Annotated in this window: 13 protein-coding genes; 11 read left to right on the forward strand and 2 right to left on the reverse strand. The window is 33.6% G+C overall.

Features of this window, described 5'->3' with window-relative positions:
- The first annotated feature begins 73 nt into the window (after positions 1-73).
- Complete coding sequence (locus H7355_RS13360; RefSeq protein WP_186648489.1) at positions 74-1,402, forward strand: SpoIIE family protein phosphatase; 1,329 nt, start codon at positions 74-76, stop codon at positions 1,400-1,402.
- A gap of 9 nt (positions 1,403-1,411) precedes the next feature.
- On the opposite strand, the gene H7355_RS13365 is transcribed toward H7355_RS13360, so the two are convergent.
- Complete coding sequence (locus tag H7355_RS13365; protein WP_186648491.1) at positions 1,412-3,022, reverse strand: aldehyde dehydrogenase family protein; 1,611 nt, start codon at positions 3,020-3,022, stop codon at positions 1,412-1,414.
- A gap of 127 nt (positions 3,023-3,149) precedes the next feature.
- Positions 3,150-4,379 carry a KamA family radical SAM protein gene (locus H7355_RS13370; RefSeq protein ID WP_186648493.1) on the reverse strand — a complete coding sequence of 410 codons (1,230 nt, stop codon included), beginning with the start codon at positions 4,377-4,379 and terminating at the stop codon, positions 3,150-3,152.
- Between the two features lie 187 nt (positions 4,380-4,566).
- Here H7355_RS13370 and H7355_RS13375 point away from each other — a divergent pair, with 187 nt between their 5' ends.
- The 10 genes from H7355_RS13375 (at position 4,567) to H7355_RS13420 (ending at position 16,247) form a co-directional block, all read left to right on the forward strand.
- A complete protein-coding gene (locus H7355_RS13375; protein WP_186648495.1) occupies positions 4,567-5,856 on the forward strand; it encodes an FtsX-like permease family protein in 1,290 nt (429 codons plus the stop codon).
- A 17-nt stretch (positions 5,857-5,873) separates the two neighbouring features.
- On the forward strand, positions 5,874-6,560 hold the full coding sequence (locus tag H7355_RS13380; protein WP_186648497.1) for an ABC transporter ATP-binding protein: 687 nt from the start codon (positions 5,874-5,876) through the stop codon (positions 6,558-6,560).
- A 124-nt stretch (positions 6,561-6,684) separates the two neighbouring features.
- Positions 6,685-9,108, forward strand: a complete 2,424-nt coding sequence (bamA, locus tag H7355_RS13385) for an outer membrane protein assembly factor BamA (protein WP_186648499.1) — start codon at positions 6,685-6,687, stop codon at positions 9,106-9,108.
- A 41-nt stretch (positions 9,109-9,149) separates the two neighbouring features.
- On the forward strand, positions 9,150-9,725 hold the full coding sequence (locus H7355_RS13390; protein ID WP_186648501.1) for an OmpH family outer membrane protein: 576 nt from the start codon (positions 9,150-9,152) through the stop codon (positions 9,723-9,725).
- A complete protein-coding gene (lpxD, locus tag H7355_RS13395) occupies positions 9,726-10,736 on the forward strand; it encodes a UDP-3-O-(3-hydroxymyristoyl)glucosamine N-acyltransferase (protein WP_186648503.1) in 1,011 nt (336 codons plus the stop codon).
- 22 nt (positions 10,737-10,758) lie between these two features.
- Complete coding sequence (gene fabZ / locus H7355_RS13400; RefSeq protein WP_186648511.1) at positions 10,759-11,232, forward strand: 3-hydroxyacyl-ACP dehydratase FabZ; 474 nt, start codon at positions 10,759-10,761, stop codon at positions 11,230-11,232.
- Between the two features lie 2 nt (positions 11,233-11,234).
- Positions 11,235-12,059: an acyl-ACP--UDP-N-acetylglucosamine O-acyltransferase gene (gene lpxA / locus H7355_RS13405; RefSeq protein ID WP_186648513.1), complete on the forward strand. Its 825-nt coding sequence runs from the start codon at positions 11,235-11,237 to the stop codon at positions 12,057-12,059.
- A 3-nt stretch (positions 12,060-12,062) separates the two neighbouring features.
- Positions 12,063-13,295 (forward strand): lipid-A-disaccharide synthase, encoded by a 1,233-nt coding sequence (gene lpxB, locus H7355_RS13410; RefSeq protein WP_186648515.1) that lies wholly within the window; start codon positions 12,063-12,065, stop codon positions 13,293-13,295.
- Positions 13,292-15,028: an ATP-binding cassette domain-containing protein gene (locus H7355_RS13415; RefSeq protein WP_186648517.1), complete on the forward strand. Its 1,737-nt coding sequence runs from the start codon at positions 13,292-13,294 to the stop codon at positions 15,026-15,028. The genes lpxB and H7355_RS13415 overlap by 4 nt, the downstream gene beginning before the upstream one ends.
- On the forward strand, positions 15,021-16,247 hold the full coding sequence (locus H7355_RS13420) for a tetraacyldisaccharide 4'-kinase (protein ID WP_186648519.1): 1,227 nt from the start codon (positions 15,021-15,023) through the stop codon (positions 16,245-16,247). Before H7355_RS13415 ends, H7355_RS13420 begins: the two co-directional genes overlap by 8 nt.
- Positions 16,248-16,249 lie beyond the last annotated feature (2 nt).

Raw genomic sequence — 16,249 nt, forward strand, 5'->3', positions numbered from 1 at the left:
AATTTCAAGATATCTTGCTGCCCTCATAATTATTGCCATAATGTCCGTTGTTTCTAATCTGATAACGGATCGTATGATCACAGAACAAGATAAATTTTCTGAGATAATTAATATATCAGGTCGGCAAAGGATGCTCAGTCAAAGAATCACACTGCTTTGCTATTGTAATTTCAATAACATAGAAAAAAATAAGTTTGAGATTAAAAAAGAAATCATAAAATTGTCTAATCTTATGCGTGAGTCAAATATTTATTTAGAGCAAAAAGAAACTGAACTTGGATTGCAAAAAGCAACTCAAAATGGTTTTCATGATAAAATCAATTATTTTATCAACTCAGCAATCGATTGTGCTACAAATGATAATTGTAAAAAATTCTCCCAAAATTTTAGCTATAATTATATTTCAAATTTATTATCTAATTTAAACAAAAATGTTGAAAATTTTTCCCAAAAGAGCAAGGATGATATACAACGAATAATAAAATTCTCTCGCGCTATTCTCATTATAACTCTTTTGACACTGCTAGTAGAATCTCTTTTTATTTTTAGACCATTAGTTAATCAAATTGTAAAACAATTCAATGAACTTGAAATTAAAAATAAACTCATATTTGAAACAAATAAAAAACTTGAATTCGAAATGAATGCTGCAAAAATGGTTATGGGGAATCTTTTACCAAAAGTAGAACTTATAAAGAGTTTTGACGACAAATTGGATCTTGCCTATTACTATCAGAGCGCAGTGAGCGTTGGAGGTGATCTTTGGGGAATATATAAATTTGGTAATAAAAAAATGATCTTAATTGGCGATGTCACAGGTCATGGAGCTGGCAGTGCTGTTATAGCTTCAGCCGTGTCAGGCTTTATGGAATCGGTTTCTACTTCTAAATTAGATGATATAGATTCTCTTAAAAAAATTTATATAGACCTAAGTAATTTTATAAATAAAATTGAAAATGATAAATTTTTTATGACAATGGGTCTTGTAATTTTTGATGAGGATTTAAAAAGTTTTAGTTTTATCAATGCTGCTCATAATTTTCCATTCTTAGTGGATTACACTGAATCGGAAAGTTGGACAGTGAAGAGGCTCGTTCTAGGAGGATATCGCCTAGGCAATAAGATTGATTACAGCGATATTGATAACATTAAAATAAATACTTATGAATTTACAGATAAGACGATACTCATTCTTTTCACAGATGGACTGGTTGAAAATATGAATGATAAAGAAATTCCATATGGGGAAAATAATATTAAGAAGATCATAAAAAATAAGAATTATATCAATTTTGCAAGTTCAATTTTAATGCAAGATATTATTGAGAATGCTTATATTCACTACAATGGCAAATTAATTGAAGATGATGTTACTCTTGTAGTTATAAAAAAGAATATTTAATTCCCCTTATTAAAACTGGACTATCTTCTCCATTGCTGTTGGCGTTGTAGAGCGCATATGTCTACGAGTTATTAATCCTTGTGAGACAAAGTTTAATAAATACCATTTGCCACCCGCTTTGCCATTCGTTCCACTGGCGCCATCGCCACCAAAAGGCTGCATGTTTACGATCGCCCCTGTTGTTTTTCTATTTACATAAAAGTTACCAGCATATTGACTTAAAATTGGGATTGCCTTTTCAAGGAAAGTCTCATTACGACTGATTACACTGCCTGTTAAACGATAATTGTGCTGTTCAATAATAGGAACAATTTCTTCGAATTTCTTGTAAGTTTTAATTGCAATGACTGGACCAAATATTTCTTCGGATAAAAGTTCATGTTTATCAGCATTAACTTCTATAATGGTTGGTGACACATAAAATCCATTTTTCTTATCGCAATTGCCTCCGACAATAACTTTACAATTTTTATCATTTTTAGCGCGCTCAATAAATGATGCAATTTTATCGAATTGACGCTCATTGATAACTGGTCCTACATCGCATTTTTTTTCTACAGCATTGCATACATTTAATGCATTTGTTTCTTTAATAAGGATTTCTTTTAACTCAGGCCAGATATGTTCATCAATAATTCCAACACTGTTTGCAGAACATTTTTGTCCGCTACGACCAAAAGCTCCTTGCACAATACAACGCGCTGTATCGAGAGTATCTATATCTTTATCAGCAACTAAAAAATCTTTCCCGCCTGTTTCTGCAACGTAACGAGGAAAGTTTTTTCTAGGATATTCAGAACTGTATAAATAATTAGAAAATGCTTTGGCCGTTGCAAAACTTCCAGTAAAATTGACAGCAGTTAATTCAGGGTGTGTCAATACAGTAGGAAGACAAGGCTTACCATCACCCGTAATCATATTGATAACCCCAGGAGGAAAGCCTGCTTCATCCAAAGCTAACATTAAAAGATATCCACTTAAAACAGAATCATCAGATGGTTTCCAAACCACTGTATTTCCAGTTAATGCCATTGACAATGGCAAATTATAACCAATTGCTTGTGGAAAATTAAAGGGAGAAACAGCACAGGTAAAGCCTTTTAAAGGTCTAAGTTGCAATTGATTTGTTTCTCCCCAACCATCACCCATTTGTTCCGTTAATAATTCAGCATAATAATAATTATTAAAACGGACAAAATCCAAAAGTTCTGCCCATTCAACATATGTTTCAAAAGAATTATACCCACACTCTACACTTGAAGTTGCACACAATTCGTATTTCCATTTTACAAGAATGACTTCAAGATCACGAAATTTTTGAATACGCGCTGAGGGTGATAAAGCAGCCCAACTCATTTTAGCATTTAATGCTGCTTCAATTGCTTGTTGAGCATGGGAAGAGTCTGCTTGTTGATATGTGCCAATAGCTTCTCCATTCGAAGGATTTAAATTTTTGACTTTTTTTGTAGAATAAATTTTTTTCCCATTTATGATCATTGGAATATCTAAATTTTTTGGAACTTTCTGAACTGCTTCAGAATATTTTTCCCATTCAGAAGCAATATCTTTAGGATTGATTATAATTTCATTATTTGGAACTTTAATTGATAATTTATGCATACTAGAATAACCCCCTGAACAAAACAGAAGTGAAAAAAGATTTCTCATCAGTTTACATATTACAGGACAAGGGAATTAACAAGGAGGATGAAATGCTCTTGAATTTACAATAATAATATTTAGTTTTTTAATTATTTTTTGCAAAAATTCTTTCTGCATTGGGAAAGCTCAATTCAGGGAGAGGTCTTTCTGAAATATATCCATTTAATGGACTTGGTTCAGCCCAAGGTATTTTATTCAACTGTTCCACAATAACGTTTTCACCTTCTCTAGCTAAGACATGATTTGGTGAAAGAGGAATTTTGCCTGTTGGAGTGTCTAAAACATATTGTGGATTAGCAAAACCAGTGGTGGATCCTCTTAAGCCTCTCATAATATCAAGACCTTTTTCTATTGGTATACGGAGATGTTCTGATCCTTCAACGATTTGTGGATGATAAATATAATAAGGCCTTGCTCGCAAACGGACGAGTCCATTGACTAGCGCACGCATTTTATCAACCGAATCATTGATATCTTTTAAAAATACAGATTGATTACCAACGGGAATACCTCTCCTGAGCAGTGTATCTATGGCGCTAGCTGCTTCTGGCGTGAGTTCTTGCACAGAATTAAAGTGAGTATTTATCCAAATAGGATGATATTTTGCAAGCATATCTGCAAATTCTTCAGTGATTCGATAAGGTAACGAAACAGGTGTCCTTGTTCCAAATCTTATAATTTCAACATGCGGTATTTCACGTAACCTTTTTAATAAATTTTCAATCGTTGTATCGTGCCCAATAAATGGATCTCCACCAGTTATTAACACATCTCGAATATTTTTATTCGATGAAATATATTCTATACCTTTATCAATTATTTTGGGATTAAAATGTAAACCTTCTTCGCCATCACGACGTTTTCTAAAACAATAACGGCAATAAACAGGACATAGTTGAGCAACGCACCAAGCAATTCGATCTTTATAAACATGCACAACTTCTTTTACTGGAGAATTCAACACCTCATTGAGTGGATCTGGAACTCCATATTTATCTTTTAACTCTTCCATTCTTGGCATCAACTGCAATCGAACAGGATCAAATTCATTAGAAAAATCCATAAGTGCAATAGCATATGGACTGATTCCCGCATGAAATTTATCTTTTAATTCTAGAAAGGCTATTTTTTCATTTTCGGATATTTTAAGAATATTGATAAGATCTTCAGCAGATTGAACTTGATTCTTCATCTGCCAACGCCAATTTGTAAAGTTTTCTTCGGAAACTCCAAAAAGTTTAGCTCCAGCTAGTGTAATATTCTTTTTATTTGATGCGGTATTGTTGTGAAGTTCATTCGGAGTTACAAAAGGCATACTTAATTTCTTTCCTATATATCTAAAATAGAAGCCTTATCAGTGTTTATTTGAAACAAAAAATAAGAAGATAAAATTTATTTCATCTCCTTTTTAGTGCTTCCATCTTGTACACTATTGCCGAACCTTGTAAACACATATTGATGTTCATTCGCGATCCTCTTAGCACTTTTTTTAGGGAAATAGAATGGCTGCAAATTCAAAAGCAATACGTTTTTTACTCCATCGCTATCTCATATCATCTTGGGCAAGCAAATCGCGCAGAAGCGCTTCAGCCATAGGAGTACTATTGCCAGTTCTTGGTGTTGCCATCGGTGTTTTTGCCTTTACAGTCGTCTTAAGTGTTATGGGAGGATTTGTAACAAACATAAAATCTCACCTCCTTAACATGCAAGCACACATTGAAGTTGTTTCAACTGAAAGAGCGAAACAGATTCCAGAAAATACTGAACTTATGGACCAAATTCTTTCGCTCTCCGATGAAGTAATTGCCATTTCACCTTATCAAAGCGGAGATGTAATTCTGCAGTCAGGCTCTCGAGGTGCAATGGCACGATTAGAAGGAATAGACCCGACACAAGCAGAAGGAACTCTCAACTTACAAAAATATATTTCTGATGATATTACTTTAAATATTTTAAATAGAAAATTACCTGCTGAAAATATTACAAAATCGGATCTATTTCCAACTGTAATCTTGACTTTTGATCTTATGAATCAATTAGGCCTCCATGTTGGCGACAGTTTAACTTTAGTTTCCACTGTGCCAGATGATGGCATTGGCGGATTTGCTCCGACTCAATTTCCTGTTGTCATTGCTGGTTATATCAATTCAGGTAATTTTTCTTTTAATCAAAAAAGAGTTTTCACTTCACTTAAAACAGCAAATCTTTTTTTTCAAAATGAAAAATCTTGGCTTGGCCTTCAATTAAAATTAAAGAAACCACTAGAGGCCGATCGAATTGCAAAAGTTCTAGATAAAACTTTATTGCCACAAGGTCTCCGCAGTAAACCTTGGACTGAATCTAATAGTGCTTTACTTAAAGTGCTCACATTAGAAAGATTTGGAATGAGTTTTGTCATGCTTATGATCATTCTTGTCAGTTGCTTCAGCATATCCATATCTCTACTGCTTACGATTCGGAGAAAATCAAATGAAATGGCAATTTTAAGAAGTTTAGGCTTTGAACAATCTGATTTAAGCAAACTTTTTCTTTGGCAAGGATTCCTTATTGGATTTGCGGGGGTCCTGCTTGGGCTCTTAATAGGTGGCGTTGCTCTTTATTTCATTCATAATTATCAAATTCCTTTTATTACAACATCTTATTCTAGCAAACCTTTACCCGTTCTCATTGATATTTATGAGATCATTTTCATTTCATTAGGGAGTATTCTTTTGGCTATGCTTGCCGCAGTTTGGCCCGCAATTGAAGTGAGAAATCTTGATGTAATCGAAGTTCTTTCAGTGAGAAATTAATTTTTATTGGAGCAAAAGTGATAGCAGTTCAAGTTGAAAGCTTACGTAAAAGCTACCAAGTAGGCGAGGGTGTTCTCAACGCACTTGCAGGCATTTCCTTTAAAATTAATAAAGGAGAAGCAGTTGCTGTTGTTGGTGAAAGCGGCTCTGGCAAAAGCACACTCTTACATATTTTAGGAACTTTAGATTCACCTACTTCTGGGAAAATATTAATAGATGGAAAAAATCCATTTGAGAAAAAAGATAAATCAGTAAGCACTTTCCGTAATTTACATATAGGTTTTGTCTTTCAGCACAACAATTTATTACCTGAATTTAATGCACTTGAAAACACAATGATGCCTGGTTTAATTGCTGGCTTCTCAGAGAAAAAAGTCAGAGAAAAAGCCAAAATTCTCCTTGAAAAAGTCGGTTTAGCAAAAAGAGAAACACATTTTCCAAGTCAATTGAGTGGTGGAGAGCAGCAGAGAGTAGCTATAGCACGCTCACTTATTAATGACCCTATTCTTTTACTTGCAGATGAACCTTCTGGAAACTTAGATTCGAAAAATGCTTCACATATTCATGCACTTTTTAAAGAAATAAATCTAAGTTTAAAATCGACTGTGTTAGTCGTAACACATAATAAAGAATTTGCTGCTTCTTTGCCACGTCGAATTAGCTTACGCGATGGCCTCATCCTTTCTGATGAACAAAGTAGCTAACCCAGCTTATTGCCTTCATCTGAACTTCTCTGCAGGAAGTCACAGTTTGCAAAATAAACCTAGATGGTGAATAGTGCAGCTTCGTTGATCTCTTTTCCGTCTTGTTGATGCGAGTATTATAGAAATGTTTGGCTTAAAAAAATACCGGTTCTTAGATAAAACGTTCATTTTTGGTACATCAAGCCTGGTTCTTGCGCTTGCTGGTCAAGTCATCGCACAAACACCTCTCCAGCAACCCACCGCACAGGCTCTGCATGGTGTGGTTTCTAAAATTACCATAATTGGTAATAAAACTGTAACAAATGAAGCTATTTTAAATTTAATGTCTATTAAGCAGGGAACAAACTTAACTGCGAATGCTGTTGCAAAAGATATAAAAAGCATATTTTCGAGCAGCTATTTCCAAGATGTTAAATTTGACTTAGGTGAAAATGGTGAGCTCATAATTTCAGTCATTGAAAAGCCTACGGTACATGATATTTTGTACGAAGGTTTTGATATTGTAAGCTCATCTTCGCTAAAAGATAAAATTGTTACCAAAAAGTATACAATCGTTGATGAAAAAAAACTGTCGCAAGATTTAAGATCTATCGAGCAAGCGTATATTGAAAAAGGATATTATTTAGCAAAAGCTTCATATACTTTAGAATCTACACAATCTGGCTCTGTAGATATTATTTTTAAAATAAAAGAAAATACACCCATTGAAGTCAGAAAAGTAAATCTTCTAGGGAACGATTATTTTAGTGATTCAGAATTGCAGTCCTTTATGGTAACAAAGCCTTATTCATGGAACTCAATACTAACATCATCAGGCTTATTTAGAGATGAATATGTAGCAGCCGATCAGCAAAATATTACTTATTATTATCGCGACAATGGCTATGCAGAAAGCACTGTCATCGCACCAATTTCACGTCTCACAAGAAATAAAAAAGATATTAATGTGTCATTTTTTATTGAAGAAGGCGAAAGATTTAATATAGGTAACATTAAAATACTTGGAGATCTAATTGAGAATGAAGAGGAAATAAAAAACAAACTTCTTCTCAAAGAAAAAGAAATTTATCGTATTTCAAAATTTAATTACGATATGAAGAATTTAAAAATCATATATGGTGACCAAGGGTATGCATTTGCTTATATTTACCCAACATTTAATATTGATAGAGCAAAAAAATTATATAATATAAATTATACAATAACAAAAGGTGAAAAAACTTATATACGCAAAATCTCTATCGAAGGTAACGTAAAAACACGTGATAATGTCATTCGAAGAGCAATTAAAATAACCGAAGGACAATTATTTAATGCAACAAAAATCGAAAAAAGTAAAAGTTTAATAGAAAAACTTGGTTACTTTGAATCTGTGCAACTTGTCCAAGAGCCTGACCAAGCACATAATGCAGTTGATATTAAAGTGCTTGTTAAAGAAAAATCAACGGGCTCACTTTCAGCATCTTTAGGGGCCTCACCAGACACAAATGGTTCCTCTGGGCTGTCCTTTTTTGGCCAATTACAATATCAAGAACGCAATCTTATTGGAAAAGCTTATGGTATTGGCGCTAATGTACAAATCAGTCCCAGCCCTCGCAGCAACGGATCTGTTAACTACACTTTGAGTCTTAATTTTGGCAATCCGAGCATATATGATGGTCCATGGAGCTTTGGCACCAGCTTATCAACATCGTTAAATGAACAGTCAGTAACGACTTCATCTTCAATAGAACAAGTATACATAACGCAAACAACCAATACATTCGGTTTAAATATAGGTAGAGAAATTCTTGAAAATCTTCGCTTTAGTTTAGGTTATAACATTTCAGAAACAAATACGGACCCAAGTGTTCCATTGACCCAAAAATTCTATGCCTCAGGTAGAACAGAAAAAATTTCTCAAACTCTGACATATGACATCACAGACAACTATGTGAGTCCAACCTCAGGTCTCTTTTTATCAGGTTCAAATGCTTTTGGTTTTGATCTCTTCGGTGGCCAATATAAATTTGGTACAATGTCTGCTCTTGGAGCCTTGTATATTCCTCTTGATTTTAGCGATAATTATAGAACAAATTTTAGAATTGCATTTCAACCAAAATTTGTTTACCAAACGAGCAAGAGTAAATCTGTTCCCTATTGGGAACGCCTTACACTAGGAAACTCTTATTATATGAAAGGTTATTCAGGCCCGGGAGAAGCTCTTACAACCACTGCCAATGTTGCGATTTCACCAATAACAGGTCAAACAACAACCTTTACTATCGGTGGTAACAGAAGTTTCTATGGAGTTATTGAATATTTTGTACCTATCATTCCACAAGCAGGTTTACGTTTAGTTACATTTGGAGAAGCAGGTACTGTATTGGATGACTATGATACTTTTTCATTTGATAAAATTAAATACGATATCGGATTTGGTTTCAGATGGACGACACCAATTGCACCCTTTCGCTTTGAATGGGCATTCCCTATTGAACAAGGAAATATTGGCAAAGCTCATTTTATCTTCTCAATTGGAACTGATAGTTTTAACAACAACATGTGATAGAATTAAAAATCGATTCGCAAAATCCGGAGGTATTTATTATGTTTAGCAAAAAGAAAAACTTTTCTCTTATTTCATTCGCAATATTAACACTATCAAATGCAATTAGCATTCATTCCTATGCTGCAGATAAATCTCCTAAACTTAAAATTGGTGTCGTCGATGTCCAAGCTGCTATTCTTCAAACAGATGAAGGCAAAGCAGAAAAAGCTGTTATGGAAAAAGATTTTGAAGAAAAAAGAAAAAATATTCTTGCTCAACAAAACGATCTTAAAAAACTTGAAGAAGAATTCCAGGCTCAACAATCCATTCTTTCTGACTCAGACAAGCAAGCTAAGCAAAAAGAATTTCAAGCAAAACTTCAAAAAATGCAAAGTTCACAAATTAGCTTTGAACAAGAAATTCGCCAAAAAGAACTTAAAGCAAGCCAGCAAATATTTCAAAATATGATTGGTATAATCAGAGAGATATCAGAACCTGAAGATTACGATGCTGTTTTTGATAGAGGTGCTGGAGTTGTTTTATATGCTAAAAATGCTGTGGATCTCACTCCAAAAGTAGTAGCTTCTTATAACAAAAAATTCAAAGTAAAAGCCAAAGCAAAAGGTACAAATTAAATGAACAACTTATCAATAAATGATATTATTCAAATATCAAATTGTGAAGTTATCAATTTTCATTCCAAAGAAGTTAAATTTTCAGGTATTGCTCCATTAAATAGAGCCAATAAAGAACAAATTTCATTTCTAATTAATGATAAATATATTGATGAAATTTATAGCTCACAAGCAGGAGCAATTATTTGCTCTAGAAAAACAGCAGAATTATTAGGAGAAAAGACTTCTACTGGACTGATTGTAAGTGATAATCCTCATGTCACTTTAGCAAAAATCTCACAAAAATTCTTTAAACCTTTACACCCATTCCAAGGTATATCTGAACAAGCAATAATAGATAAATCAGCAGAAATTCACCCTACAGCAACAATTTTTCCTTTTGTTTTTATTGCTCCTGGTGTACGCATTGGTGCTAATTCAGTTATTTATTCTAATTGTTTTGTTGGCGCTGCAAGTACTATAGGTGATGATTGTATTTTATATCCCAATGTTGTAATCCGTGAAGGGTGTCGTGTTGGTGACAGATGTATTTTAAATCCCGGCGCTGTAGTAGGCGGAGATGGTTTTGGTTTTGCTGCTGATACGAATGAAAATGTTAAAATTCCTCAGATAGGTGGTGTTTTAATTGAAGATGATGTTGAAATTGGCGCAAATTCAACTATAGATAGAGGCGCTCTGTTTGATACTAAAATTGGTCGTCAAACAAAAATCGATAATTTAGTTATGATTGCACATAATGTTGTAGTAGGTGAACTTTGTTTTATAGCAGCACAAGTTGGAATTGCCGGCTCTACAATTGTTGGAAATAAAGTTGTAATGGCAGGACAAGTTGGTGTCGCAGGACATGTCAAAATAGGCGATAAAGTAACCATCTCCGCTCAAAGTGGAGTTTCAAAAAATATTCCTCCTGAGCAATTTTGGGGAGGATCACCTGCACGCCCTTACAAAGAATGGGCTATTTATGCCGCAACTCTCAATAAAATCGTAAAGCAAACAAATAAAAAATCATAAAATGATTAGAGGAGAAAATTTTATGAAAGAATCTCAGCCCAAAGTATTTATGGATCTTGAAAAAATTAAAAAATATATTCCCCACCGAGATCCTTTGCTTTTAATTGACACTGTAAATGAGATTCCGAATAGAGATAAAATTATCTCCAGTAAAACTCATCGCGTCACGGACCCCGTTTTTGCGGGCCACTTTCCTAAAAATCCAATTTTCCCTGGGGTGTACTATATTGAAGCAATGGCTCAAACTGGAGCTGTTTTAATTGCTTACATCCGCGAAGAGGATAAAATTTTCGAAGAAAAATTAGGCGTTCTTGCCACAATAGATGAAGTACGCTTTCGTAAACCAACTGGTCCAAATGACACTGTTCGCTTCGAAGTCACAATTGAGAAAAGAAGAGGGCCTTTTATTTGGTTTAAAGGCACAGCATTCGTTCAAGATGAAATTGCTGTTGAAGGCAAATTTTCAATCGCTTTAGGCGCTCTTAAAAGGAATTAAAAATGAATCATTCATCAACGCAAATTCACCCAACCGCGGTGATAGAAGACGGAGCTGAACTTGACTATGGAGTTGTCGTCGGTCCTTACGCAATTATTGGCAAAAGCGTAAAAATCGCAAAAGGCACTCAAGTTCATGGACATGCTCTTGTCACTGGCAAAACCACGATTGGCGAAGATAATATTATTTTTAGTTATGCGTCAGTAGGAAATATTCCTCAAGATTTAAAATATAAAAATGAAGATACAGAATTAATTATTGGAAATCGCAATCGCATTCGCGAGTTTACAACTTTGCAAACGGGAACTGTGCAAGGAGGAGGCATAACTCGGATTGGCAATGATAATCTTTTAATGAACTATGTACACGTGGCTCATGACTGTACTATTGGTGATCAAAATATATTGGCTAACGGAACTCAACTTGCAGGTCATGTGACTATTTATGACAAAGTAACGCTTGGTGGTTTGAGTGCTGTGCACCAGTTTGTCCATGTTGGTGATATGGCAATGCTCGCAGCCGGTGCCGTCACTGTTAAAGATATTCCTCCTTATTGCACTGCAGAAGGAGGCCGAGCTGTTTTGCGTGGTTTAAATATGGAAGGTCTCCGCCGTAGAAATGTATCAACCGACGCTAGAAATGCTCTTAAAGCTGCATATAAAGTATTTTTCTATCACGGGCATCCAACCATTGAAGAGTCTATTTCATCTTTAGCAGATTTACTTCATTTTCCTGAAGTGCAAAAGTTTGCTGAATTTATTAAATCTTCAAAAAGAGGCGTAGCACACCCACAGAATATTCACAGAGAACCTTCCTTTGAAGGATAAAAAATGGAACAGATTTTACCCGGTGGAATTTGCATAATTGCAGGAGAAGCAAGTGGAGATGCCCAGGCTGCTCTCCTTATTAAAGCTCTAAAAGCAGAGATAAAGGAACGAGGCCTTCCTGACAAAAATTTTTTTGGTTGCGCTGGCCCTCTCATGCGCAATGAAGGGGTAGAATGTGTTGTCACTGTAGAAGATTTAGCGGTATTTGGCTTAACTGAAATAATTTCACACTATGATAAAATATCAAAACTGTACAAAAAAATATTGCATGAAATTAAAATTCGCTGCCCTGAAGCAGTTATTTTTGTAGACTATCCTGGTTTTAATTTAAGACTAATCCAAGAAGTGTATGCATTAGGTATAACAACTATTTACCATATTCCTCCAAAGGTATGGGCACATGGAAGCAAAAGAACTAAAATTTTACAAGAAAACTCCTATTTAGTTACAAGTATTCTACCATTTGAAATCCAGTATTTTAAAGAAAGAGGAGTGAATGCAAAGTTTATTGGTAACCCTTTAAAAGATGCTGTTGATGATTTTTTAAAAATCAATTCTAAAGATAAAGTACCAAATAAAATTGCAATTCTACCAGGCAGTAGGAAAAATGAAATAAAAAATCTTTTGCCTCTGTTAATTGAATCATTTATAAATTTACATGAACGACTCGATAAAGTAACGGGTGCAATACCTATAGCAAAAACCCTTGATCCGAATTTCGTTAAAAAAATTGCTTATCAAACAGCAGAAAAATTTGGTCGAACAAAAGAATGGATTGATGATAAAATTTCCTTTGGCATTGGTAATGCCTATGAAGTGATGAATTCATCAAGCTATGCATGGGTTTGTTCAGGAACCGCTACACTTGAAACCGCATTTTTTAGCACTCCAATGTCTGTGTTTTATAAAGTTTCAACTATTACAGGTTTAATTCTTAAAAAAATACTTAAAGTTAAATATATTTCTCTTGTGAATCTAGCTACAAATCGCGAAACAATTCCAGAATACATACAAGAAAATGCATTAGCAGTTAATCTTGTTAATCATGCATTAAAACTTTTAAATGACTCTGAAATTAGAACTGATATGATAAATGAACTTGTAGAAATACAAAAAATGTTTCCTAAAAATTCAGCTAAAAATGCGGCTCAAGCCATGCTAAATACTATCGAACAATATAATATACCTTATGAGCATAAGTTCAAACTTCATAAGGAAACTTGGAATCAATTATGAAGCAAGAGAATTCTTTCTTAAAAATAATATGGAAAGCAGGAAAGAAAGATATTCTCTTTAGTATTCCATGGCTCCCAATCTATTCACTCTCTGAAATTATCCTTGCTTTATCTGCTGGGACCATTTTACAACTTGTCTTCGTAACCACTCCACGTATACAAGTTTCTGAACTGATTCCTGGAAATTTTAAAGACTATATTCATTTTCACCAAGTAATAGATAGACGCGACCTTATTTTTATTATTCCAATATTTATAATAATTGCAGCTCTTATTAAGCTTATTTCTGGATTTATGAGTTCATATTTAACAGAAAGAGCTGGGCATAAGGTAGCACACTCTCTGAGAGAGGAAATGCTGAAAGGTTTTTTATCATCTCCTGGCAATATTCTCGATCAAAAAAATCCTGACGCTACAGCCAATCAACTTATGCAAGACACTGCCCTTTTGCAAGGTGCTGTTAGCAAAGGAACTATAAGCGCTGCAAGAGATTTTATTGTTCTCGTTGGCATCATAATTTCTATGTTGATCATATCTTGGAAAACATTTTTTATTGGTATAGCTATCGTAATTCCTATGGCTTATTCCCTTAGAAAAATTTCACAAAAACTTAATTTTTACACTCGAGAAGGGCAAAAAAAGCAAATTGGTATTTCTACCAGGATTTTATCAACACACAATGGTCTTTTAACAATCAATGCATTAAGAAGTCATAATAGAGAAAAAAGTGATTTTGAAAATTTAAATATTAAAAATTATTATTTTATGAAAAAAAGTCTGTTTGTACGAACTTTTTTCTCTCCTGGCATGGAATTCTTTGCAACTTTTATTCTTGCAGCAATTTTTTCTTGGAGACTTTCGTTTACAGAAAACTTTCAATCTGGCACTTATTCTTCCATGCTCATATTGCTTGCTTTTTCATTTAAGTATATTAAAAATATTGCTGGAACTATAACATTTTTTAGTGAAATCAAAGTTGTTTTACATAGAGTTAAAAACTTCATTGGAGACTTCTCAAAAACTGGTCATTACAAACGCCCATCTCCTTTACCAAATCAATCTAAAGAAGCTGTTATAGCTAAAAATGTTACCTATAAAACAGAAGGCGGCAAAATAATATTAGAAAATTGTTCCCTTAAAATTGAGAAAGGCAAAAAAATTGCTTTTATTGGTGAAAGTGGTGCAGGTAAAACAACCTTTTTAAGATCGCTTGCAGGACTTATTATTCCTAGCGAAGGTGAAATATTTTTAACAGCAGACTTTTTATTAGCATCTCAATCTCCTTATATTTTCCGTGGAACTGTTAAAGAAAATATTATTTATGCAGAGCAAGGGATCCCAGAACATATTTCAGATGATAAAGCTAAAGAACTTGTTCTTGCTCTCATGCTTTCTTTTTCGGATAGTGGATCTCAATTGATTCTTGATAAGAAATTGGGATTTCTTGGAGACGGTTTATCTGGTGGTGAAAAAGCACGGGTAGCATTGGCAAGAACTTTATTTGCTTCGCCAAAATTAATTTTGTTAGATGAACCCACTGCAAATTTAGATTCAGTATCTGCAAATCTTTTTTGGCAAGCTATCCACAAATGGAAGGCAAAAGACTCAGAGCATACAGTTATTGCTGTCTCACACTCATTAAATGAAGTAAAAGATTTTGATTTCTGCTATGTCTTTGAGAATGGATCAATTACAAAACAGGGAACTCCTCAGGAGATATTAAATTATGTCTGAATCCTTCGGACAAAAAATAAGAAATTTTCTTGATAAATCCCTGCAAGAAAAGGGACTCTTTTTTTTATATTTATCTCCAATTTTCTTTCTGTTATCTTATTTCATTTTTTTAATTGCTAATAAAAGACGCAAGAATGGTTATAATCGACTAGATAAATTCGATTTAGATACAGCTAAGATTAAAATTATATGTGTTGGAAATATTTTAATCGGTGGAAGTGGAAAGTCACCCGTAGTACAAAAGATTGCGCTTGATTACTTAGAAAAAGGCTGGAATGTTGCAATTGCTGCGAGAGGTATTGGCAGAAACATTAAGAACGTTTATATAAACAGTGCATCTCCGAGCGAAATCAACCAACTATCAGATGAGAATCGAGAACATTTCGAGATTTTAATTAATTTAAAAAAAAATAATTCAAATGTATTGTATATTTTGCAGAATAAAGAAAGATCAGATTCTCTCTATTATTTGCTTAATGATTTAAAAAATAATAAATGGAAAGAAAACAGCACTCTTTTGCTTTTAGACGACGGACTTCAACATTTTGCTTGTCCTAGAAATACAAACCTTTGCTTATGGTCTCCATATTTATTACTCAATAGCCCATCATTTGCAATGCCTATTGGTCCATATAGAGAAGGATTTGGCAACAATTCTTTTACCACCTTACTTGAAAGTTTTGATTTTAGGCTTTGGTCACGTACTCGTGAAGAACAAAATAATGAATTTAAAAATACTATACATAACTCATTAATGAAACATAACGTTTTGCCCAATGAAAAAGATATCATACTTAATTATCAAACTCTTTTCTGGGAAGTTTCTTTAATCAATAAAAATCTTCAATTAAAATCACAGATCTTAGAAAAAGATGTATTACATAAATATGCAAATTTTACTCAAGTTCTTTTGATTACAGGTATAGCTCATCCCAAGAAATTTTTATCTGATTTGTCCATAATTTTAAATAATAAAAATGTAAATTACATTTTTCTAAACGACCATGGAAACTTATCAGAATCCTACTATAAAACTATTCAAAAATATGATTTTATAATTATGACACTCAAAGATTTATTTCGATGGGACAATGATGCTCGTTTTATTGAATCAATTAAAGATAAAAATATTTTGACTTGTTCCGTAGGTATAAATTTCTTAAAATACGATTCATTGCAAACCATATCAACAACTCAACTCCTTAGTTTGAAGGATTAATT

The sequence above is a fragment of the Fluviispira vulneris genome, from assembly GCF_014281055.1.
GTDB lineage: Bacteria > Bdellovibrionota_B > Oligoflexia > Silvanigrellales > Silvanigrellaceae > Silvanigrella > Silvanigrella vulneris.